Annotated in this window: 15 protein-coding genes; 12 read left to right on the forward strand and 3 right to left on the reverse strand. The window is 72.2% G+C overall.

What is annotated here, in order from left to right:
* Positions 1 to 65: 65 nt before the first annotated feature.
* From ACFYY1_RS34735 to ACFYY1_RS34745, 3 genes are all read right to left on the reverse strand, one after another.
* Positions 66 to 1,571, reverse strand: a complete 1,506-nt coding sequence (locus tag ACFYY1_RS34735) for an amino acid adenylation domain-containing protein (protein ID WP_388592676.1) — start codon at positions 1,569 to 1,571, stop codon at positions 66 to 68.
* A 42-nt stretch (positions 1,572 to 1,613) separates the two neighbouring features.
* Positions 1,614 to 1,850 carry an acyl carrier protein gene (locus ACFYY1_RS34740; protein WP_388592679.1) on the reverse strand — a complete coding sequence of 79 codons (237 nt, stop codon included), beginning with the start codon at positions 1,848 to 1,850 and terminating at the stop codon, positions 1,614 to 1,616.
* A 101-nt stretch (positions 1,851 to 1,951) separates the two neighbouring features.
* Entirely contained in the window at positions 1,952 to 2,842 is an 891-nt protein-coding gene (locus tag ACFYY1_RS34745; protein ID WP_388592734.1) for a succinylglutamate desuccinylase/aspartoacylase family protein, read from the reverse strand.
* A 206-nt stretch (positions 2,843 to 3,048) separates the two neighbouring features.
* On the opposite strand from ACFYY1_RS34745, the gene ACFYY1_RS34750 reads away from it, so the two are divergent.
* From ACFYY1_RS34750 to ACFYY1_RS34805, 12 genes are all read left to right on the forward strand, one after another.
* Positions 3,049 to 3,864, forward strand: a complete 816-nt coding sequence (locus ACFYY1_RS34750; protein WP_388592680.1) for a hypothetical protein — start codon at positions 3,049 to 3,051, stop codon at positions 3,862 to 3,864.
* On the forward strand, positions 3,861 to 5,765 hold the full coding sequence (locus ACFYY1_RS34755) for an amino acid adenylation domain-containing protein (protein ID WP_388592683.1): 1,905 nt from the start codon (positions 3,861 to 3,863) through the stop codon (positions 5,763 to 5,765). Before ACFYY1_RS34750 ends, ACFYY1_RS34755 begins: the two co-directional genes overlap by 4 nt.
* Complete coding sequence (locus ACFYY1_RS34760) at positions 5,762 to 11,608, forward strand: SDR family NAD(P)-dependent oxidoreductase (protein ID WP_388592685.1); 5,847 nt, start codon at positions 5,762 to 5,764, stop codon at positions 11,606 to 11,608. Before ACFYY1_RS34755 ends, ACFYY1_RS34760 begins: the two co-directional genes overlap by 4 nt.
* A gap of 41 nt (positions 11,609 to 11,649) precedes the next feature.
* Entirely contained in the window at positions 11,650 to 13,590 is a 1,941-nt protein-coding gene (locus ACFYY1_RS34765) for a hypothetical protein (protein ID WP_388592688.1), read from the forward strand.
* A 63-nt stretch (positions 13,591 to 13,653) separates the two neighbouring features.
* Complete coding sequence (locus ACFYY1_RS34770; RefSeq protein ID WP_388592690.1) at positions 13,654 to 14,514, forward strand: TauD/TfdA family dioxygenase; 861 nt, start codon at positions 13,654 to 13,656, stop codon at positions 14,512 to 14,514.
* Positions 14,515 to 14,546: 32 nt separating this feature from the next.
* Positions 14,547 to 15,683 carry a GNAT family N-acetyltransferase gene (locus ACFYY1_RS34775; RefSeq protein WP_388592693.1) on the forward strand — a complete coding sequence of 379 codons (1,137 nt, stop codon included), beginning with the start codon at positions 14,547 to 14,549 and terminating at the stop codon, positions 15,681 to 15,683.
* Positions 15,680 to 16,981 (forward strand): MFS transporter, encoded by a 1,302-nt coding sequence (locus ACFYY1_RS34780; RefSeq protein WP_388592695.1) that lies wholly within the window; start codon positions 15,680 to 15,682, stop codon positions 16,979 to 16,981. The genes ACFYY1_RS34775 and ACFYY1_RS34780 overlap by 4 nt, the downstream gene beginning before the upstream one ends.
* 26 nt (positions 16,982 to 17,007) lie before the next feature.
* Positions 17,008 to 18,198, forward strand: a complete 1,191-nt coding sequence (locus tag ACFYY1_RS34785) for a serine hydrolase domain-containing protein (RefSeq protein ID WP_388592697.1) — start codon at positions 17,008 to 17,010, stop codon at positions 18,196 to 18,198.
* Between the two features lie 141 nt (positions 18,199 to 18,339).
* On the forward strand, positions 18,340 to 19,443 hold the full coding sequence (locus ACFYY1_RS34790; protein WP_388592700.1) for a hypothetical protein: 1,104 nt from the start codon (positions 18,340 to 18,342) through the stop codon (positions 19,441 to 19,443).
* A complete protein-coding gene (locus tag ACFYY1_RS34795) occupies positions 19,436 to 20,137 on the forward strand; it encodes a DUF6939 family protein (protein WP_388592702.1) in 702 nt (233 codons plus the stop codon). Before ACFYY1_RS34790 ends, ACFYY1_RS34795 begins: the two co-directional genes overlap by 8 nt.
* The gene (locus ACFYY1_RS34800) at positions 20,134 to 21,564 is read left to right on the forward strand and encodes a phenylacetate--CoA ligase family protein (protein ID WP_388592704.1); all 1,431 of its coding nucleotides are present in this window, start codon (positions 20,134 to 20,136) and stop codon (positions 21,562 to 21,564) included. Before ACFYY1_RS34795 ends, ACFYY1_RS34800 begins: the two co-directional genes overlap by 4 nt.
* Positions 21,561 to 23,135 (forward strand): hypothetical protein, encoded by a 1,575-nt coding sequence (locus ACFYY1_RS34805; protein WP_388592706.1) that lies wholly within the window; start codon positions 21,561 to 21,563, stop codon positions 23,133 to 23,135. The genes ACFYY1_RS34800 and ACFYY1_RS34805 overlap by 4 nt, the downstream gene beginning before the upstream one ends.
* Positions 23,136 to 23,148: the final 13 nt, after the last annotated feature.

Consider the following 23,148-nt stretch of genomic DNA (forward strand, 5'->3'; position numbering starts at 1 on the left):
CACGTGCACATCGGCACCGAGCCCACCCGTGGGGGTCCGGCGCGGGCCGGGTGCCGGGCGGTGGGTCAGAGCGAGGCGATCAGGGAGCGGTGGTCGAGCTTTCCGTTGGCCGTGGTGGGCAGGGCGGCCCGGCGCCGGACGGTGCGCGGCACCATGTGGGCGGGCAGGCGGGAGGCCAGCGTCCGGCGGACGGCGGCCGGGTCCGGGTCGTCGCCCTCCTCGGCGGTGTAGAACATCGCGAGCCGCTCGTATGCCTCGTACGCGCCGCTCCTGGCGGGAACCGCCACGACAGCGGCCTCGCGGACGCCGGGGATGCGGCGGGCGGCGGTCTCGATCTCGGCAGGCTCGATGCGGTGCCCGGAGATCTTCACCTGGCGGTCGGCCCGGCCGAGGAAATGCAGAACGCCGTCGGCGTCCAGCCGCCCCAGGTCGCCGGTGCGGTACACCCGGACCGGGTCGCCGTCGAGCACGACGGTGGGGAAGGCCGTGGCGGTGGCCTCGGGGGCACCGAGGTAGCCGTCGGCCAGACCGTGCCCCGACAGGCAGATCTCCCCCGGCTCGTCAGGGGCGGCCGGTCGGTCGCCGTCGAGAACATGGACGGCGGTGCCGGGGACGGGGGTCCCGATCGGGACCCCGCCGGGCCGGGCGCAGTCCGCCGCGGTGACGCGGCGGGTGGTGGCGAACACACAGTTCTCCACGGGGCCGTACCCGTTGGTCAGGACGGCGTCCGGGTACCGGGCCAGGAACCGCGCGACATGGTCGGGCGAGAGGCGCTCGCCGCCGGTCAGGACCTGGCGGATGCCCGCGAAGCAGGGGCGACGCGGGTCGTCCTCGTCCACGAACAGGTTGAGCAGGGAGGACGTCAGCCAGACCGTGTCCACACCCGATTCGGCGACCAGGTCCGCGAGGGCGTCGGGCAGCAGGTAGTCGCCGGGTGCGATGACGCAGCAGCCCCCGCTGGTCAGCGGGCCCCACAGCTCCAGGCTGAACGCGTCCCAGGCCGGTGGGGCGGCCTGCAGGACGACCCGGCCGGGGCCGAAGTCGGCGAAGGCTCCGGGGCCACCGAACAGGCGGGTGGTGGCACGGTGCGGGGAGAGCACGCCCTTGGGGGTTCCGGTGGTCCCGGAGGTGAAGAAGACCGTGGCGGGAGCGTCGGAGCCGATGTCGGTCAGGGGCGCCGCGGTGCGGCGGGCGGCCGCCTGTGCCAGTGACTCGACGGGCGGGGTCCACGAGCCCGGGGCGGACCGGTCCGTGACCAGGACGGGAGAGCGCAGTGCGTCGGTCACCAGGGTGACGCGCTCCTGGGGCCAGCGGTGGTCCAGGGCGGCGTAGGCCGCGCCGCACTTGAGTACGGAGAGCAGGACGGCCACCAGGAGAGGGGAGCGGGGGAGCAGGACGGGGACCACGGTGCCGGGGCGGACGCCCGCGGCGGTGAGTTCCTGGGCGTAGACGTCGGACGCGGCGTCGAGCGTCGCGTAGTCGACGTGCTCGGAGCCGAGGACGAGGGCGGGGGCGGCGGGGCGTGTTCGGGCCTGTTCGGCCACGGCGGCGTGTATGGGACGAGGGCGCATGGGGGCTCTCCTGGACGGCCGGAGAAGGGGGGCGGGGCGGACTCAGGCGCCCAGGGCGGCGGCGAAGTCGCCGAGGGTGTCTGTCTCGAAGAGGGCTTCCGGTGCGGCCCGGACGCCCAAGTCCTTGCCGAGGCGGGCGCAGACACGCATGGCCTGCAGGGAACTGCCGCCGTAGTCGTAGAAGTTGGCGTCGGCGGTGAGCTCGGGGACGTCGAGCACGTCGGCGACGATCCGGAGGACGGCTGCGGTGCTGGGGGCGTTCGAGGTGTGCTGCGGCACGGAGGTGCTCCTGAGGGGTGGGGGCGGTTCGGACAGGGGGCCGGGGCCGGGGCCCCTGCCGGGTTCTCGGGGGTGGCCGGCAGGCTGTCGCACGTCGACCGTCACGGGATCTCTTCGCCGCCGGCCAGCGCGAGCAGCAGGCCGTTCGCGGCCATGGCCGGGCTGGTGGTGAGGAACACGAGGACTCCGTCCTCCGGAGCGGTGATCTCCGCCAGCTCCTTTCCGAAGGGATCGAGTACCGCGCCGAGGCGGCAGCCGGCCGTGACCTCCGCGCCGGGGGCCACGGCCGGCTGCCACCAGCCGGGGACCGGGCTGGTCAGCCAGACGAACCGGGTCATGTGCCGCACCTCGGGACCGGCGGGGGCCGGCTGCTTCGTCCGCCGCATCCCCAGGTGGTCCAGGACGCGGGACAGCCCCGCCGTGTGCGCGGCGAGGGTCTCCGGGGTGACCAGGCCGCAGCCGCCCGCTTCGGCGATGATCGCGGGGATGCCGGCGTCGGCGGCGGCGCCGCACGTGGAACCGGAGACGGCAGCCCCGGCCCGCTGCTGACGGATGGCCAGCGGCAGGCCGTAGGCGGTGGCGAGCTCCCGTGCCTGGTCGGCGACCGGGGACGCGTCGTGCAGGGTGAACGGGCTCAGCGCCTCGACCAGGTCCCCGGCGTGCAGGTCGATCAGGGCGTCGCTGCCCCGGACGAACTCGTCGAAGAGGAACGCGGCCAGTTGTTCGGAGTGGGAGCCGTCCGGGCTGCCGGGGAAGCAGCGGTTGAGGTTCTTGCCGTCGTCCGGAGTGAGGAACGGCGTGCGTTCGCGGAACGCCGTGGGGTTGGCCGTCAGTACCGCTCGCACCGTCCCGGACAACTGCTCGGTGTCGAGCCCGAGCATGAAGGACCGCAGCGCCGCCATCGGCGCGTACTCGCAGCCGTGGACCCCCGCGAACAACGTGACGACCGGCCCGGCCCGTTGGCCGCACGCCTCCATCACCGGTATCTCCACATCCCGCAAGGAGTGACTGCTTGGCTTGACTAGCATCTTCTTCGTCACGGCTTAACCTCTCTCGCAAGGTGCGAGGTCCAGGGATTTCGGAATCTGCGACGATCTGGCATCAGCCCAGCTCAAGCTGGTGTGCTTGGCTTGACTGCGATGGGTGCGGCTCATCTTATAGCTTGACTAATCGCCGTGACTCTCTATTTGATTCGCTCATGTTGTGGAGTGAGCTTGTTACAGCCCGGCCCGGCTCCACGGCCGTGGACCGGGCCCTCGCGGAGCTGGTGGAGCTGCGGGAGGCCCTGGAGGAGGCCGCGACGGCACCGGCCGTGCAGCGCCTGTGGGAGTTCTGCCGGACCACGACGGACGCCGCCGTCATCCGGTCGGTCGAGGCCGCACCCCAGTACCACCCGCTGCGGAAGGTCCTGGCGGCCCGCTGGGCGGAGCGGCTGAGCCACGACGAGGCCCGGACCAGCCGACAGGCTCTGGCCGAGACCGGCCGCACCGGGCTCGACGGCACCTCCATGCTCGCGGTCGAGGGCTACCGGGGTATCCGTGGCGAGCTGGAGCTCCTGCGCGGCCGGTCCGTGGAACAGTGCGCGGTCCTCGGCTGCGGCCCCTACCCGGAGACGCTCATGGCGCTCCAGGCCAGCGGCCTGGTCCGCCGGCGTGCCGTCGGGGTCGACCGGGACGAGGACACCGCGACCCTGGCCGCCGCCCTCGTCGAGCGGTTCTGCGCGCCCGAACCCGAGGTGCGCGTGGTCCACGAGGACGCGGACGCCGTCGACTTCGCCCCGTACGACCTGGTGGTCGTGGCCAATGGGCTGCTCGGCAAGGGCCGGCTCATGGACCGCGTCCACCGCACAGCACCCCCCGGTGTCCGGGTCCTGATCCGTCGCCCCGTCCTGATGGGGCGCCTGCTGTACGAGCACGTCGAGCCCCGGTCGCGCCCCGGCTGGGCCGTCGCCGCCCGGCACTTCGGAACCCCGTTGAGTGAAACCCTGCTCCTGGAGAGAAGCGATCACCCGTGACACTTCCCGTGACCGAGGCATTCGTCCAACAGGCCGCCCGCACCCCACAGGCCGTCGCCGTCGTCGCCGACGGCGGCAGGCTCACCTACGGTGAACTCCTCGACGCCGCCAGGGCGCTCGCGGCCAGACTCCACGGTCCCCGCAGGCTCCCCGTCGCCCTCTGCCTGGAGCGCACGCCGCTCCTGGTGGTGGCGATCCTGGGGACCCTGCTGGCGGGCCGCCCCTACCTGCCCCTCGACTCCGGCTACCCGGGCCGGCGGCTGCGGCACATGCTGGAGGATTCCGGCGCCGCCGTCGTCCTCTGCGACCGCGCCACCGCCACCACCGTCCCCGCGCTCGGTGAAGTGGACGCCATCGAGCACCTGATGCGTCTGGACGAACCCGCGCCGGACATCGCCGCCGAAGCCCCGCACGCGCCGCTGCCCGCCGTCTCCGACGAGGACCTGGCGTACATCCTCTACACCTCCGGCTCCACCGGCCGCCCCAAGGGCGTGGCGATGCCGCACGGACCGCTGGCCCGCCTCATCGACTGGCACACGGATCGCGACGGATCCCAACAGGGTCGGGTGTCCGCCCAGTTCGCCCCGGTCGGCTTCGACGTCTCCTTCCAGGAGATCTTCTCCACGCTGTGCGCCGGCGGCACCCTCGTCCTGGTCCCCGAGGACGTCCGGCGCGACCCGGAACGACTGCTGGCCCTGCTGGCCGAGCACCGGGTCGACCGCCTCTTCCTGCCCGCCGCGGCCCTGCACCAGATCGCCCGGAGCGGCCTGCACCGCGATGCCCGGCCGCCGCTGCGCGACATCGTCTGCGCGGGCGAGCAGCTCCAGGTCACCGAGGCGGTGACCGCGTGGCTGCGCACACTGCCCGGAAGCCGCCTGCACAACCACTACGGGCCCACCGAGACCCACGTCGTCACCGCACACGTCCTGGACGGGCCACCGGACACATGGCCCGCGCTCCCGCCCATCGGTACCCCTCTCCCGCACGTGCGCACCTGGATCCTCGACCCGGAGGGCCGCCCTGTGGCGGACGGCGAACCGGGCGAACTCCACCTGGGAGGCGGCTGCGTGGCCGAGGGCTATCTCGGCCGCACCGACCTCACCGCCGAACGCTTCGCACAGCTGGACGACGGCACCCGTCGCTACCGCACCGGCGATCTGGTCCGGCAACTGCCGGACGGGGCCCTGGAGTACCTCGGCCGCAGCGACCGCCAGGTCAAGATCCGTGGTCACCGGGTCGAGGCGGGCGAGGTGGAACTGGCCCTGTCCACCCACCGCGACGTCGGCGAGTGCTGCGTGGTCACCCGCCCCGACCAGGCCGGTCAGCAGCAGCTGGTCGCCTACGTCGTACCGGCGCCGGGCGCCGCCGAGTACGGCGCGCCCGAGCCGGTGACCCTGCGGCTCGCCCCGAAGTGGCACCGCCATCTCACCGCACAGCTCCCCGAGTTCATGGTGCCGGCCGTGTACGTCGCGGTGGGCCGTCTGCCGCTCACCCCCAGCGGAAAGGTGGACCGGGCCGCGCTGCCCGCCCCGTCCACGGCCCGGCCCGCGCTGGCCGTCGCGATGGCGGCGCCGGCCCCCGGCCTCCAGCAGCGCATCGCGGTGGTCTGGCGGGAGACCCTCCAGCTGGACGAGGTCGGCGTCGACGACAACTTCTTCGACCTCGGTGGCAACTCGCTCCTCATCAACCTGCTTCACAGCCGGCTCACCGCGCTGCCCGAACTCGCCGGGCGCGCCCTCCCGCTGGTCGCGCTCTTCGACAACCCCACCATCCGTTCCCTGGCCGTGTACCTGGACGGCGCCGCGGCCGAACCGGCCCGTCGGCAGCCGGCCGCCCGCCGCACCCGGCGCGAGCGGCCCGCCCGCCGGACGTATGTCCCGAGGAAGGACACCAGCGCATGAACGAGACCCTGCCGACCATGCCGGGACCCGGCACCGGCTCCGACGCCGAGGTGCGGCCCGAGGACATCGCCGTCATCGGCGTGGCGTGCAGATTTCCCGGTGCGCCCGACCCCGCCCGCTTCTGGCAGAACCTCGTGGAGGGGGTCGAGTCGGTGGAAGTGGCACCCGGCGCGGGGGACGCCCCGGGCGAGGAACGGGTACGCGCCGGGGCGGTGCTGAAGGGGATCGAGGACTTCGACGCGGCGTTCTTCGGATACAGCGCGCGTGAGGCGGAGTTGCTGGATCCGCAGCACCGCGCGTTCCTGGAATGTGCCTGGGAGGCGGTCGAGGACGCCGGATACCGGCCCTCGGGGCTCCAGGGACCGGTCGGCGTCTTCGGCGGCTCCGGCCTCAGCACGTATCTGATCAACCACGCGTATCCGCGGAGGGGATCGCGGACGGACGCCAACTTCCTCGATTCGATGGCGGATCTGCAGCTGGCGGTGGCCGCGGACCGTGACTACCTCGCCTCGCGGGTGTCGTACAAGCTGGATCTGACCGGCCCCGCGGTCGCCGTGCAGGCGGCGTGTGCGACGTCGTTGTACGCGGTGCACCTGGCGTGCCAGGCGCTGCTGAACGGCGAGTGCGACACGGCGCTGGCGGGTGCGGCCAGCATTCCGGTGCCGCAGATCGAGGCGTACGCGTACGAGCCGGGCATGGTGTTCTCGCCGGACGGCCACTGCCGTGCCTTCGACGCGGACGCGGCCGGCACGGTGTTCGGCAGCGGCGCGGGGGTGGTGCTGCTGAAGCCGTTGCGGGAGGCCCTGGCCGACGGCGACGACGTATACGCGGTGATCAAGGGCTCAGCGATCAACAACGACGGCGGGCGGAAGGCGGGTTACACCGCGCCCAGCGTCGGGGGCCAGGCGCAGGTGATCCGCGATGCGCTGACGGTGGCCGACGTCGACCCGGCAACGGTCGGCTACGTCGAGGCGCACGGGACGGCCACCACGCTGGGGGACCCCATCGAGGTCGCCGCGCTGGCCGAGGCGTTCGAGACCGTTCCCGGCGAGCACCGGTGTGCCATCGGTTCGGTGAAGACGAATGTGGGGCACCTGGGCTGGGCCGCGGGCATGGCCGGATTGATCAAGACCGTGCTGGCGCTGCGGCACGGGCGGATCCCGGCTTCGCTGAACTACAGGCGGCCCAACCCGCGGATCGGGTTCGACGAAACACCGTTCCACGTGGTGACCGAGACCCGTGAGTGGGAGGCACTCCCCGGTGTCCCCCGGCGTGCGGGGGTCAGTGCCTTCGGGCTCGGCGGGGCCAACGCGCACGTCGTCCTCGAAGAGGCGCCGGACACGGCGGAGCCCGACGTCGGGACCGATACCCCCGTCGCCCGGCTGCTGCCGCTGAGCGCCGCCACCCCCGAGGCCCTGGGCCAACTCGCCGGACGCTACCGCGACATGCTCGCCGCCGGCACCGAGGCCCCGTTCGCCGATCTCGTCGCCACCGCCGCCCTGGGACGACGGCACTTCCCGCACCGCGCCGCGATCATCGCCGCGGGCGCCGCCGAGGCCGTCGCTCCCCTCACCCGCCTCACCCAGGACGGCCCCGAAGCAGCCGCCGCTTCCGCAGCGCCGCGCGTCGCGGCGCTGTTCAGCGGGCAGGGCGGTGAGTACCTGGGGATGGCGCGCGGCCTCTACCGTACGGAACCCGTGTTCAGGGACGCCCTCGACGCCTGCGACCCCGTCCTGCGCGGCCATCTCGGTACCACCGTGGCCGAGTACCTCTACACCACCGAGGGCGACGGCGAGATCAGCCGGATCGAGCACACCCAGCCGCTCGTCTTCGCCGTCCAGACCGCGCTGCTCCGGCTCTGGGAGTCCTGGGGCATCCACCCGGACGTGATGATGGGGCACAGCCTCGGCGAGTACGCGGCGGCCTGGGCCGCCGGGGTCTTCTCCCTGGAGGACGGCCTGCGGCTCGTCGCCGAACGCGGCCGGCTGCTGCAGACCCTCGCGGCGAACGGCTCCATGGCCGCCGTCATGGCCGGCGAAGCCACCGTACGCGCACTGCTGGAAGGGCACGACGAGGTCGCGGTGGCCGCGGTCAACGGCCCCGCGAACACGGTGATATCGGGCCGCGCCGACCTGGTCCGGGCCGCCGCCGAGCACCTGCGCGGACAGCAGCTGGAGGTGAAGGAGCTCCGCATCAGCCGCGCCGGTCACTGCGCGCTGATGGACCCGGTGCTCGACGACTTCGAGGACGTGGTGCGCGGCATCCGGCTCAGCCCGCCCCGGCTCACCCTCATCTCCAACCTGACCGGGACCCCGGTGGGCGAGGAGGCCACCGACCCCCGGTACTGGCGCCGCCACCTGCGCGAACCCGTGCGGTTCCTGGACGGGCTGACAACCCTCACGGAACTCGGCGTCGACGCCGCGGTCGAGATGGGCGCAGCCCCCGTACTGACCGGCATCGCCGCCTCGGCCGTGCCGGACAGTCCCGTGCTCTGGCTGCCTTCGCTGCGGCGGGGACACGACGACCGCACGCTGATCCTGACGAGCCTCGGCGCCCTCTACGAACGAGGCGCCGAGGTGAACTGGGAGGCCCTGAACCCGGGTGACACACGCCGCGTCCACCTGCCCACCTACCCCTTCCAGCGCCGGCGTCACTGGATCGACGCACTGGCGCGCGACGAACGCCCCGACCACGAGGCCGCCGGACCGGCCTGGCGGCAGTGGCTCCACCACACGGTATGGCGGCCCGCACCCGACACCCGCGCCCCGGCGCCGACCGGCACGTACCTCTTGTACGGCGGTCCCGCCGGGCTTGCCGACGCCCTGGCCGAGCGGCTCCGGCAGGCCGGCTGCCGGGTCGACGTGGCCACCGCCGACCAGGTGGGCTTCGACTCCCGCGCCTCGGTCGAGCGCTACCTCGACTCGCTGCCCCAACAGCCCCAGGTCGTGCTCGACCTCCTGCCACTGGACGCGGACCGCCCTGCCGCCTCGGTCGGCGCGGGCACCCTGCACCTCTTCCAGGCGCTGGCCGCCAGGAGCGGGCAGCAGCCCGTCCGGACGCTGCTGGTGACGCGGGGGACCCAGGCCGCCGACGGCCGGGTGACCGAGGCCGGGGTCGGCCCGGCCGCCCTGTGGGGCATGGCCCGGGTGGCCACGATCGAACACCCCGACCGGCCCTGCACGAGGGTCGACCTGGATCCGTCCGCCGGACCGGCCGACGACACGGCCGCGCTGCTGCACGCGCTCACGATTTCCCCCGACGAGACCGAGCTCGCCGTCCGCGGCGGGGAGTGGTCGGTGCCGCGCCTGGTCGCCCACCCCGAAGCCGGGGCCACCGCCGTCCGCACGCCCGTCGCGGACGGCACCTACCTGGTCACCGGCGGACTGCGCGGAATCGGACTGCTCGCGGCCGAACGGCTGGCCGCCGCGGGCGCCGGACGGATCGTCCTGCTCGGGCGCGGCGGCCCCGACGACGGCACCCGGTCGGTGATCGCCGCCCTGCGCGAGCGGGGCCACGAGGTCGAGACCGTCCAGGCGGACGTGTCCGACGAGGCGCAGGTGCGCCGGGCGCTCGCCCGGGCCGCCACCACGGAGCGTCCGCTGCGCGGCATCGTGCACGCGGCGGGCGTCCTGGACGACGCCACCCTGGGGCAGCTGGACTGGTCGCGGTTCGAGACCGTCCTCGCCCCCAAGGCGGACGGCGCCGTGCATCTGCACCGGATCACGGCCGAACGCGGCGACCCGCTGGACCTGTTCGTCCTGTTCTCCTCCACCACCGGCCTCATCGGAAATTCCGGCCAGGCCAACCACGCGGCCGCCAACGCCTGCCTGGACGCGCTCGCCCACCACCGCCGTACCGCCGGACTGCCCGCCACCACCGTCAACTGGGGCGCCTGGTCCGACGTCGGCTTCCTGGCCGGTCACCCCGAGACCCTGGGCAAGCTCGCGCGGATCGGTATGGGCGGCATCGACCGGCGCAGCGGTGCTGCCCTGATCGACCGGGTGCTGGGGGCCGGGGAGCCGCGGATCGTGGTCGCCCCGGTGGACTGGCCGGCCTTTCTGGAGCACCTCAACCTCACCGGCCAGGGCTTCTTCTCGGAGGTGTCCGGCACGCCCGGCAGCCCGGCGCCCGCTGCCGCGGCCCCCGGCGTCACACTGGCCGGACGGCTCGCGGACGCCACTCCCGAGGAGCGGCAGCACCTGCTGGAGCAGGAGGTCTCGCGCCAGCTGGAGCGGGTCCTCGGCGTAGGCGTGGACGTGGACCCGGACCGCCCCCTGGTCGACTACGGACTGGACTCGCTGTCCTCGATCCAGATCCGCAACGGCCTCCAACGCGGCCTGGCCCAGCCGCTCCCCGCCGACCTCTGCTTCCGGCACGCCACACTCCGCAGGCTGGTCACTCATCTGGCCGGGCTCGGCTACGCCCGCGCCGGCACGGATGCGGGTGCCCCGAGCACGCCGGCGCCGAGCGTCGCTCCGGCCTCACCGGCCTCCCCGGCCGAGGCGCCGCCGGGAGAGATCCACGACATCTCGCTCCAGCAGTCCCGCTGGCTGAAGCTGCTGTCCGTCGAGTACGGGCGCCTGCTGGTGCCCATTCTCTTCAGCACCGGCCTGGACCGCGGCGCGCTGCGCGGCGCGCTCACCGCCGTCGCCGATCGCCACGACGTGCTGCGCTGGCGCTTCGAGGGCGGCAAGGCGATCGTCGTACCCCTGGACGAGGTGCTGCCCGACGACGACGAACTCTTCACCGATCTGCGGAGGCTGACCTCCCGGGAGCGGGCCGCCGAGGTGACCCGGCATGCCGAGCGGCTGCGGACCCACATGCCGGACCCGGCCGTGCGGGTGCCGTGGACCGTGAACTGCCTGGAACTGTCCGACAGTTCCTTCCTGGTCGTGCTCTGCCTCCAGCACCTGGAGTTCGACGGGGTCTCGGTGTCCGTGTTCACGGACGACCTGCGCACCGCGTACCTCGCGGCGCTCGGGGGCCGGCCCGCCTTCGACCGGCCCGCGCCCCGGTACGCCGACTACATCGCCTGGCAGTCCCGCTACCTGGCCGGCCCCGTCCGGGAGGACCGGGCGTTCTTCAGCGGCCTCTACACCGACAGCCCCGGCCCGACGGTGCTGCCCGACGCGGACGGCACGACCGGCGTCCCGGACGACCTCGCCGTCACCCGGGGCCACGACTCCGTCCGGATCACCCCCGAGGTGGACAGGGCGCTGTGGCAGGACCTCGTCACGGCCGCAGGACGGACCGGAGTCTCGCCGTTCTCGCTGATGGCGGCCGTCTACGCACGGCTGGTCAGCCGGATCGTGGGCCGGGACGCGGTGACCCTCGGCACCATCGTCACCGGACGGCCCGACGAGTCCTTCGCCCGCACGGTGGGCCCGTTCGTCGCGCCCTTCCCGGTCTCCGTGCGCACCGCGGGCAACGGGGTGGCGGACATCGCCGGGCAGTGGAGCCGCGTCGTCGCCGCCGTCAACGGGCGTTGCGCCTACCCGCCGGCCGACCTGGTGCGCCACGTGGAGCCCTTCACCGGACTCCCCGAGGACACCTACTACACCGACCCGTTCATCATGTTCAACAACTACACGCGCGAGGAGATCTCCGACGACGTCCGCGTCGAGGTGCTCGAATGCCTGGCGCCGCTCAGCGAGCAGGAGCTCACGGGCCTCGACGCGCCCAAGCTCGTGGAGATCGCCGGACTCTTCCTGATCATCGACATCTGGCAGGACGAGCCGCGCTTCAACTTCTGGTACCACCAGCACCGTTTCACGGAGCAGCAGGTGGCCGGCTGGGCGGACGAGTACGTCGCCGAACTGCGCGCAGCCCTCGAAGAACTGTGACCGATCACTCCGTCGAACCCCGTCCTGAAAGGGCGTCCCTCGTGACTGACCGCAGCGGTCGCACCATTGTGCTGGGCGGCGTGGGCGGTGACTCCCACTCCGTCGGCCTCATCACCCTGCGCCGTGCTCTCGAACGAGCCGGCTTCACCGTCGACTTCCTGTCCACCCAGAACACCCCGGACGAGCTGTGCGTACGTGTCCGTGGGGCGGACGCCGTCCTCGTCTCCAACATGGACGGCCACGCCGCCTACTACCTGCGCGATCTGCGCGCCCTGCAGTCCCTGCACGGGGCCGAGGACAGCGTCTGGTATCTCGGAGGCAACCCGTCCCTGACCGACGAGCCGGCCGCCGTGGACGAACTGCACGCCCTGGGCTTCCAGCGCGTCTTCCTCGGCTACGTCGACCCGCTGCACGTGGTGTCCTGCCTCGACGAGGACCTGGCCGCCCGCGACGCGGTCCGGCCGGCACCGCGCGGCACCACCGGCCCCGGCCGCTCGTCCGGAGCGGGCCGGCCCGACCGCCCCCGGCGCACAGCCGTGCCCCTGCCCCTCGCCGAGCCGGGCTCCTTCGATGTACAGCGTGAAGGGGTGCTCGCCCAGTGGCCCACGGGGCACCAGGCACTGAACCTGGAGGACAACGCCACGGCCTGCGCCGCCCGCGCCGGCCTGGCCGCCGTCCAGGACCGGGCCGAGCGGGACGGGCGCGTCCTCGTCCACCCGCGCACCGGAGTCGCGGGCGTCGCCGAGCAGACCGAGCTCTTCCGCGTGCTGCACGAGGCGGGCGCGGACGTACTGTCCTTCCAGATCGACTCCCTCACCCGCAACAACCTGCACGACCGGGTGGAGCTGCTGCTCAAGGAGGCCGACGCCCAGCTGGACAGCTTCCACGGACTCAACGGCTTCCCGCTCGTCAACCACGGCATCCCCGCCGGGCGCAGCATCACGGCGCGGTTCCCCGGCACGCCCTTCCAGGTGCGGCACTCCACCCGGGACCCCCGGCTGCTGGCCGAGATCACGTACGCCTCGGGAGTGACCGCCTACGAGGGCGGCGCGCTCACCTACAACCTTCCCTACTACCGCGACTACTCGCCCCGGCACTCCGTTCCCCGCTGGGCCTACGTGGACCGGCTGACCGGCCTGTACCACGAACGATTCGGCATCGTCATGGACCGGGAGTTCTTCGGTGTGCTCACCGCGGCCATGGTGCCGGCCTGCATCGCCGTGGTGGCCTGCGTCCTGGAGGCCCTGCTGGCGGCCGAACAGGGCGTGAAGTCGGTCTCCCTCGGCTACGCGGAACAGGGCAACCGGGCCCAGGACATCGGGGCGATCCGGGCCCTTCGCCGGATCGGGCGGCACTACCTCGACCGCCACGGCCATGACGACGTGGCGGTGCACACCGTCTTCCACCAGTACATGGCGGCCTTCCCCGAGGACGAGGAGAAGTCCCGTGCCCTGCTGCACGGTTCGGCCGCCACCGCCAGGCTGAGCGGGGCCACCCGGCTGATGCTGAAGACGGCCGTGGAGTCCTCACGCATTCCGTCCGCCGCCCACAACGCGGACGGCCTGCTGCTGGTCAAGTCCGCCCTGGAGGGCCCCGACGTGCCGCCGGTGCCCGCCGAGGCCGACTTCGAGGAGGACCTGATCGTCCGCGAGTCGCACGCCGTGCTCGACGCGATCCTCGCCCTGGACGGGTCCGGCCTCGGTGAGCGGGTCGCGCTCGCCGTCGAACGCGGGCTCCTGGACGTGCCGTACTCACCGAACCAGTGGAACGCGGGCCGGACGATGTCGGTGCGCGACTGCACGGGTGCGGTGCGGTTCGCCGAGACCGGCGCCATGCCCCTGCCGGACGACGTACTCCGCCTGCACGCGCGGGCGGTGCGGGAGCGGCAGTCCCGCGACCATCCCGACCTGGACGTGCTCATTGAACGCGATGTCCTGCGCACCGCCCGGGGCGAGTTCGACACCTGGCCGCTCACCGACTGACATCCGGCCCCCTTCCCGCTCTCTTCCGTTCTCCACCGTTCCCTCGCGATCTGAGAGGTCTTCGTGATCACCTACCGCCTTCCCGAGCAGACCCACAAGGCTCTGACGACCCGTTCGATCCCCGCGGACCAGCCCCTGGACGCCTGGCCGTCGGACGCCATCGGCGACATCCCGGACGCCCTGCGCACGGCCCGCGCCGACATCGTGCGAGAGCTGCGCGAAGGTTCCGGCCGGCTCGTCGTCGACACCGGGCTCGACGGTCTCGACGACGCCGGGCTGTGCAGCGCCACCTGGAATCTGTTCACCGTGCTGTGCCGGCCGGTGCCCCAGTACCGCACCGGCGAGCTGATCTACCCGGTCGAGGTCAGTGGCGCGCCTTCCCTGGCGTCGAGCCACTACTCGTCGTCCAACCGCACCGGCGGGTTCCACACCGACGGAACGCTCCTCGACGTCTCGCCGCACGTGGCGATGCTGGCCGGACTGTCCACCGCGGACGAGGGAGGCGAGACCGTCCTGGTCGACGGGCACGCGCTGGTCGACCGGATGGCGTACAGCGCACCGGAACTCCTCGACCTCCTGCGGAGCCCGCACCCGTTCCACTCGGGCGACGGCGACCAGGACCCCGTGATCGTGCACGAGATCGTCGACCGGTCCACGCACCGCCCGCGGATCCGCTACCTGCGCCGCTACATCGAGCAGGGCTACGCGCGGCGGGGCGGTGCGGTCGACGAGAAGCTCACCGCGGCGCTCGACATGTGGGACGAGCTGATCCGCACACCGGAGCTGCGGACGCCGGTCATGATCGAACGAGGACAGATCCTCCTCTGGGACAACTTCCGCTTCGTGCACGGCCGCACGCCCTTCGTCGAGCGCACCCGTCATCGCCGCCTGCGCCGGGCGTACGGCGTGATCAACGCGCTCTGACGGCCGTCGGCACCTCACACGACAGGAAGACCATGGACGCCCTGGCAGAGGCGGTGCTGAACAGCGCCGCCGAACTCCCCGAGACCGAGTGGGACACCCTGCTCGGCCGCAACGACTTCTACTCCTCCAGCAGTTGGCTCGGCCACGTGGAGCTCATGGGCAGCGCTTCCTGGGGCTATCTCCAGCGCCGGGCCGACGGCCGGCTGCGCGCGGGCATGACCGTCCACGAGATGGGCCTCGGTGCCAGCCCGTTCAACCGCGTCGACCACCGTGTCGTCAACGCCTGCCGAAAGGCCGAGCCCGAGGCGGACGTCCCCGCGGACTTGCTGCGGGACCTGCTGGTCCCCGCCCTCAACTGCGGTGGCCGGACCATCGGGCACAGCAGGGTGCTCACCCACGCCGACGCCCGCGGCGAGGAGGCGGCCGACGACACGCGCGCCCTCCTGGCGCGGGCCGAGGAGATCGCCCGGCAGCGCGGACTGCGCTCGGTGTGCGCCCTGTACGTGGACGGCGAGGACACCGGCTTCCGCAGCGCGCTGCGGGAGGCCGGATTCGCCGAGTTCGAGAACGGCAGATCATCCGTGCTCGACATCGACTTCACCGACTTCGAGGAGTACCTGGGCCGCTTCAGCAAACAGTCGAGGAAGTCGTACCGCAAGGAGCGGCGCAGGATCCACGAGGCCGGAGTGCGGATCGACGTGGAGAGGATGGACGGGACGAACTCCCGGATCATCGCGGCCCAGGGTGCCGCCAACTCCCGCCGCTACGGCTGGGACGTGACCGAGAGCGAGACCCAGCACGGCCACGACGTCTCCATGCGGGCGCTGCCCGGCAGGAACGAACTGTTGGTGGCCCGTGACGCGCAGGGGGATCCCATCGGGACCCTGGCCTTCCTGCAGTGGCGGGACGAGTTCTACGTGCGGGAGATCGGCTTCGACTACGACCGTCTCGACGGACTGCCGCTCTACTTCGAGATCTCCTTCTACCGGATGATCGAGGAGGCCCTGGCCCGCGGGGTACGCCTGATCGACTACACCATCGAACAGGAGGCCACGAAGCGTTCGCGCGGCTGCCGCCAGTCGATGAGGTACGCGTATGTGAAGTGTCTGGACCCCGCGGGGCAGAAGGACATCGCCGAGCTGCTGGCCCGGACGGGCGGTCGCTCATGAGGGGGCGGGGCGACGGCGTCGCCGGTCCCCGACGCCCCGCGGCGCTCGCACGGCGTGCGCTGCACCGGCTGCTGCCCCCGTCGCGAGAGGCCCGCCTGCTGTCCGTGGGGTACGCCCTCAACGCGGCGGGACGCGGCGCCCTGGTGACGTGCCTGATCGTCTACCTCACCAGGGTCGTCGGCCTGGAGACGGTGGAGGTGGGCGCCGCTCTGACCACCGCGGGGCTGATCGGCCTGCTGGTCGGCGTGCCGTTCGGCCATCTCGCCGATCAGGTCGGACCGCGCAGGACGGCCGTCGTCCTGTCCGCGCTCAGCGGGCTCACCTGCCTGCTCTACCTGTGTGTGGACTCCTTCGTCTCGCTGATGCTGGTCACCTGCCTGTTCACGGTGACCGAGCGGGGCGGCAGCACGGCCCGTGAAGCGCTGCTCGCCACCGTGATCACCAACGAGGCCGTGACGACCCGGGCCTATCTGCGGTCCATCTCCAACATCGGCATGGCGCTGGGCACCGGCATCGCCGGCATCGCGCTCGCCGTGCACACGCGGCCGGTGTACCTGGGCGTCATCGCCCTCAACACCGTGTGCCTGCTGTTGTGCGGTGCGATCCTGAGCAGGCTGCCGGAGCCCGAGGGGCGTACGGGGAAGGCCGTTCCCGGCAACCGGCTGCCCGTGCTCCGGGACCGTCCCTACATCCTGGTCACGCTTCTCAACGTGGTCATGCTGCTCCAGGCCCAGGTCCTGGAGATCGCCATTCCGCTCTGGCTGGCCCAGCACACACAGGCTCCCCGGTTCATGGTCGCGGCACTACTGGTGTTGAACACCGTGGGAGTCGTCCTCTTCCAGGTGCGGGTGAGCAGACGGATCGGCACCTTGGACTCGGCACTGCTGTGGTGGCGTCGGTCCGGTCTGGTCCTGTTCGTGGTGTGCGCGGTCTTCGCCGCCTCGGCCGGCCGGTCGGCACTGCTCGCCTCGGTGGTCCTGCTGGTCGGTGCGGTGCTGCACGTGTACGCGGAGATGCTGCAGTCGGCCGCGGGGTGGGTGTTCAGCCTGGACCTGGCGCCGGACGGCAAACAGGGCCAGTACCAGGGGCTGTTCAACACGAGCTTTCCGCTCGCGCAGATGATCGCGCCCTCCGTCCTGCTGCCGCTCGTCCTCGGCTGGGGAGCGGCGGGATGGATCGTGCTCGGGGCCGTCTTCGCCGTCGCCGGATTCGCCATGGTCCCGGTGGTGGGCTGGGCCGTGCGGACGCGCTCCATTTCTCTCGACGTCGAAAACACCACGGAGGTGACCGCAAAGTGAGGACGGATCGGAGCGGGGAGACGGTCATGCCGTCCCCGCGAGGCTGCGCAGGCAGCGACGACAGCTGCGTAGGCTTCGTCGCGAAGGGGTTCGAGGCCGTGGCGGACGCGTTCCGCGCGAACCTGCGCGAGCGGGGCGACACCGGTGCCGCCGTCTGCGTCTATCACCGGGGGATCCCCGTGGTGGACCTGGTCGGGGGACGCTTCCGGCCGGACGCGGTGCAGGTCATCCGGTCCGCCTCCAAGGGCGTCATCGCGGTGCTCGCCCATGTCCTCGCGCACCGCGGGGAACTGGACTTCGACCTGCCCGTCGCCGAGGTGTGGCCGGAGTTCGCCCAGGAGGGCAAGGGCCGTATCCCGATCCGCTGGCTGTTCACCCACCAGGCGGGAGTCACCTCGCTGGACCGCCGGCTGACGGTGGAGGACGTCCTCGCCCGGACCCCGGCGGTCGAGGCCGTCGCAGCCCAGCGGCCCAACTGGGAGCCGGGCACGGCCCACGGCTATCACGACCTGACGTACGGCTGGCTGACCGGCGAGGTACTGCGCCGCCTGACGGGACGGACCGTGGGCGAGCTGGTGCGGCGGGAACTGGCCGGACCGCTCGGACTGGATCTCTGGATCGGGCTGCCGCACGAGGTGCGTCCGCGCCTGGTCGAGACCCTTCCCGCCCCGCCGCCCTCGGCGGAACTGCGGGACGACCCCCGGGCGAAGGCGCTGCGCGAGGCCCTGGCGGATCCGGAGTCGTTCGCCCACAAGGCGCTGCTCAACCCGGACATCTTCGCCGTGGAGCACACCGGACCGTATCTGTCCGCCGAGGTCCCCGCCGCCAACGGCGTCTCGAACGCGCGCTCCCTCGCGAGGCTCTACGCGTCGTGCGTCGGCGAGGTGGACGGGATCCGGCTGCTGCCCGACGACGCCACGCGTTCCGCCGCGGCCGAGCAGGCACGGGGAACCGACCGGGTGGTGGGCTACTTCCGCCGCTACGCGACGGGATTCATGCTGCCCGACCCCACGCGCCCCATGGGCGGACTCGACACGTCCTGCTTCGGCCACTACGGCATGGGCGGATCGGTCGCCTTCGCCGATCCCGATCACGCGCTCGCCTTCGGATACACCACCGTGCAGGACCAGTCCCACGTCGGCGCCGACCCGCGCAGCCGGGCACTCGGCGAGGCCGCCTGGCGCTGCGCCGCCCAGCAGCGATGCGAAGGATATTGACAGCCGAATGTGACTGGGCAAGGATCCGTTGTGACAACCGTGACAGCTGTGGCAGCGCCGCAGCCATGTCTTTCGGACATGTCTTTCCGGAAGCGCTGGTGAGAACGGCGTCGGCGTCCATCGTGCCAAGAGGGAATTCACATGACAGAACACTTTGACGGATACCGCATCGACGGACCGGCGCGCCTGCCGCTCAAGTTCGCCGATACCGTGCAGCGCTTCAACCTGCTGCACTTCACCTTCGAGACCGGCCGCTGGGTCGCCGCCTGGACGGGCTCGCTGGAGGACACCGCCCCGATGCCGCTGCGCATCGAGTCCGCATGCGTCTTCGGCCACGTGTTCAACTCCCGCCAGTGCGACTGCGGATTCCAGCTCTACGAGGCCTCCCGGCGCATCGCCGAGAGCGGACGCGGCCTGATCATCTATGCCCTGGACCAGGACGCCCGCGGTCTGGGCACCGCCGCTCATTTCGAGATCTACCGCATGCGCCAGGTGGAGCAGCTCGACACCGAAGAGGTCTTCGCCAACCTGGGCGCCGAACTCGATGTGCGCGACTACTCCCCGGTCATCACGATCCTGCGGCACCTCGGGCTGGACAGCGTCCACCTGCTGAGCAACAACGCCAAGCGCGTCCGCTTCCTGGAGTCCCACGGCATCACGGTCACCAAGGAGTCCCTGGTGGCTCCCATGGACGTGCACAACATGAGCACCCTCATGCTCGAACTCGAAGATCTCGACTACGAGATGGACTTCCGTACCCACGCCGACTGGCTGGCCCCGCTCCAGTCCGAGGTCGAGGCCGACCCGCAGCGCACCGCCGCCCTGCTGGTCGTCGACAACGAGCGCGTCCTGTGGCAGGAGCAGGCACCCCTGTGGGAACTGCGCCCCCGGCTGACCGCCCCGGACCCCGAGGTCGCGGCCCGCAGCGTGCTCTACCTGACGGACATGCCCCGCCTGGACGAGATCGCCGAGTACGGCCGCTGGGGGATCCCCGTCGTCGTCGTGGCGCACGCCTACGTGGCTCCCGCCCTGCGGAGCGCCGCCGAGGAGGCCGGGGTCCGCCTCGTGGACTGGGCCCGTCGCAACGCATGGACCACCCCGCGCCCGCAGTGGGAGCTGGCCGAACAGCGGGCCGACGGAGCGGTCTACACCCTCGACGGCGCGGCCCGCCTGGTTCCCGCCGGCGCCGGGAGCGGCTGGGAGCCCATCACGTACGCGGACGCCGGAGCGGACACCCGTGGCTAGCGGACGCGCTCACGGCGTGGCCCGCGAGCAGGGCGTGGCCGCCGCCGAGGCCGGTACGCATCTGTGCGTGGACACCTACCGCTTCGCCCCGGCCGGCATGGCCCGTTTCCGGACCATGAACCCGTACCACCGGGACCGCTCCTGGCGCATCCCCGTCCCGGGCACCGGGCTGACCGCAGAATCGGTCGAGAGCGTCTGGCAGGGGCTCAAGCTCGTCGACGGAGAGACCTGCCCGGCGATGTTCGGCCAGGACCCCGCGGCGCGTCCGCCGGGGGAGCTGCGCAGGCTCCCCGGCTACGACTACGCCGCCTCCGTCTTCCAGTACGGCGACGTGGTCCTCGGCCTGTTCGAGGCCCGGCTGCTGATCTACCTGCCCACGTATCTGCATCTGCTGGACCGGCTCGCCGACGACCGCGCGGTCGTCGAGATCCACGCGGCCCTGCGCGCCGGGCGGGACGTCCTGTTCTACGACTACGACGCGAACATGGACCCCGCCTTCACCGGGGACTCCTGGAGCCACTCGTCCATCCTCGCCGCCTGGTTCAACGACGAGCTCGACGGCCTGCTGGAGCAGTCGAGGACGCACCGCGCCCGCCTGGAGGCGGGCTCCGGTGGCCGGCTGCCCGCCTCCGCTCCGCTGCCCCTGGACCGATACCGAGCCCTGCACCGTGCACCCCAGGGAGAGCTTGCGTGAGAAACGTCCCGTCACCCGTCGCCCGCAACCTCTACTGGGCCTCGCAGCGACTGCGTGGCCGTGCGGCCGTCCGCGAGCGCCTGCGGGTCCTGGAGTACAACGAGACCCTGACAGCGGATCAACTCGCCGAGATCCAGGCGGAGAAGCTGCGCCGGCTCGTCGAGCACGCCTACCGGACCGTGCCGTACTACCGCCGGGTCATGGGCGAGGCCGGTCTCACCCCGGCCGATGTCCAGGGCCCCGCGGACCTGGCCCGACTCCCGCTGCTCACCCGCACCGGCCTGCGCACCCACCAGTCGGACCTGCTGTCGTCGGAAGCCGACCGTCCCACGCTGCAGACCAACTACTCCAGCGGATCCACCGGGCTGCGCGCCGAGTTCATCCAGGACCAGGACTTCCGGCTCTGGATGCGCGCCCACCAGCTGCGGACCTACCAGTGGTGCAACGGATGGCGGCTGGGCGACCCCTTCGCCCTGCTGTGGGGATCGGAGATCTACTGGTCCTTCAAGCAGATCGCCGACCGCGTCGACAATCTGCTGACGAACCGGCGGGAGTTCAACACCTTCGAACTCTCCCCCCAGCTGATCTCACGCTTCGCGGAGAGCCTCGCCGCCTTCCAGCCCACGCTGATCAGCACCTACTCGAACGCGATGCATCTCATCGCGCGCGAGGTCCAGCGGCACGGCATGGAGTTCCCCCGGCTGAAAGCCGTCCAGGGCACCTCCGAACCACTGCCGCCGGCTCTGCGCGAACGCATCGGACAGGTGCTGGGCTGCGAGGTGTACGACAAGTACGGCTCCCGCGAGACGAACATCGTCTCGCACGAGGCCCCGGACCACAGCGCGATGCTCATCCAGTCGGAGAACGTGGTCGTGGAGATCCTCGACGACGACGGCAGGCCCTGCCCGCCCGGGGAACGCGGTCGCGTCGTCCTGACCACCCTCAACAACGACTCGATGCCGCTGATCCGGTACGAGACCTCCGACGTGGCCGCGCTGGAGGAGCGCCCCGACTCCGGCACCGGGCCGTTCCCCCGCATGTCCTCCGTGGCCGGCCGGCTGCAGGACCTGATCATCACCCCGACCGGCTCCGCGATCGACTCGTACTTCTTCTCGTACCTGCTGATGCGGTTCGAGGAGGTGCTCTGGTTCCAGATCATCCAGACCGACACCGACAGCCTCACGCTGCGGATCTACACCGAGCGCCGCCCCGACCAGGAACGGCTGGCGGAGATCAGGCGCCAGATCCACCGGCACACCGGCTACCCCTTCACCCTGGACATCGAGCTGCTCGACCGGATGCCGACCTCCCCGACCGGCAAGTTCCGGCTGTGCGTCAGTGAGCTGGGGGCCTCCACCATCGAGCAGGCCCAACAGGCGCAGCAGGCCCTTCCGGACGCCGTGAGCAAGGGGGTGGCGAAACGGTGAGCGTGACCACGCCGACGCCACCGGGCATGGCCGACGGGCTGCTGCCGTATCTGCCGCAGCCGCCCGAGCCGGGGCCGGGGACCGGTCCCGCCCCGGTCTGGCAGGCAGGCCGGACGGGTACCGTCGGCGCGTTGACCGACGCCACCGCCCGGGCCGGGGCCGACGGGCCGGACCTCGGCAAGTTCGCCGAAGTGCTCCACCGCACGGGCGTGCTGGATTCCAGGAGTATCGCCCTGCCGGGCGCGACCGTGGTTCTGCCGTACGGGGTGCGGATCGTCGAGCGCTTCGCCGACCTGGTCAAGTCCAGCCTGCGGCAGGCGGGTTACGACGAGTACGACTACCCGTTCCTGGCTCCCGCCGACATCTACCGGCCCACAGCCGAGCTGTTCGACGTCGAGGGCCGGCTGCTGTACGCCGCCGACCGGGCGGGTCTGGCGGCGGGCAATCCGCGCGCGGTGCTCAGCCCGACCGGCGAGGCCACCGTCTACACCCACTGGGCGCGCCTGGTGCGCCACGAGTCGGACCTGCCCATCCGGTCCCTGCGCCGGGCCCGGTACTTCCGGCCGATGCCCACCGGCAGCAGGTCCGGGCGGAGCGTGTTCAAGGCCATGGAAGCGGGCGACGTGTTCGAGGCCCAGGCCTGTTTCGCCGACCGGCCCGCCGCCGAGTCCGAGTACCGGGCCCTGGGCGAGGCGCTGAAGCGGGTCGCGGCCGACTACACCGTCCCGGTCCTGTGGTCCGACCGCCCCCGGGAGGGCAACAACGGCGCGGTCGCCGACGCCTCCGTCGGAGGCGATGTCCCGCTGCCCACCGGTGCCAGCGTCCAGGTGGGCTGCCTGTACGACCAGGGGCAACGGTTCTCCCGCGCCTACGGAGTGGCGGTCCGCAGCCACGGGGAGCGGCGCTTCACCCACCATGTGACCGCCGCCATCACCCGCCGGCTGGTCCTCGCCCACCTGCTGCTGGGCCTGCGCTCCGACCGGTCGCTGTGCTTGAGCCCGCGTACCGCCCCGGACCAGGTGGGCCTGATCGCCTTCACTCCCGAGGCGCGAACTGCCGCGGCCCGTCTGGCCGATGCGCTGACGGCCACGGGGATCCGGGTCGCGGCCGGGTCGGACTCCCCCCGCCGGGACGCCGGGCTGTGGCAGTCCCGGGGTGTGCCGCTGCTCGCCTATGTCGCGGCTCCCCGGGCCGCCGGTGACACCTGTCGTATCGTCCTGGTCCGGGCCGACACCCGCCAGGAGTGGCAGCTGCTGCTCGACGACCCCACGCAGGCCGTGGCCGCCGTCCGGACCGCACTCGACACGGTCGACCGGGCCCTGATCACCGAACTCAACGCCTACGTCGGCAGACGCCACGTCCACGTGACCGTCGCCGACGACGCACGGCAGGCGCTCGCCGAGCGCTCGGTGGTGGTCGCCCCGCTCGACCCGAATCCGTCGGCGCTCGCCGAAGTCGCCTCCTGGCACAGCGGAGAGGTGCTGGGCACCCGGACCGACGGGGTGGCCCGCCGCTGCGTCGTCACGGGGGCTCCCACCCAGGGGCTGGCATACCTGTCGAGCCGGATATGAGAAGTGAGGAACG

Source organism: Streptomyces sp. NPDC001890 (genome assembly GCF_042891445.1).
In the GTDB taxonomy this organism is placed as follows: Bacteria; Actinomycetota; Actinomycetes; order Streptomycetales; family Streptomycetaceae; genus Streptomyces.

Excerpts from the sequence above, each read along its gene's own strand:
- ACFYY1_RS34785 (WP_388592697.1), top strand. The coding sequence starts at position 17,008 with ATGCCGTCCCCGCGAGGCTGCGCAGGCAGCGACGACAGCTGCGTAGGC.
- ACFYY1_RS34780 (WP_388592695.1), top strand. The coding sequence starts at position 15,680 with ATGAGGGGGCGGGGCGACGGCGTCGCCGGTCCCCGACGCCCCGCGGCG.
- ACFYY1_RS34750 (WP_388592680.1), top strand. The coding sequence starts at position 3,049 with ATGTTGTGGAGTGAGCTTGTTACAGCCCGGCCCGGCTCCACGGCCGTG.
- ACFYY1_RS34775 (WP_388592693.1), top strand. The coding sequence starts at position 14,547 with ATGGACGCCCTGGCAGAGGCGGTGCTGAACAGCGCCGCCGAACTCCCC.
- ACFYY1_RS34760 (WP_388592685.1), top strand. The coding sequence starts at position 5,762 with ATGAACGAGACCCTGCCGACCATGCCGGGACCCGGCACCGGCTCCGAC.
- ACFYY1_RS34735 (WP_388592676.1), bottom strand. The coding sequence starts at position 1,571 with ATGCGCCCTCGTCCCATACACGCCGCCGTGGCCGAACAGGCCCGAACA.
- ACFYY1_RS34790 (WP_388592700.1), top strand. The coding sequence starts at position 18,340 with ATGACAGAACACTTTGACGGATACCGCATCGACGGACCGGCGCGCCTG.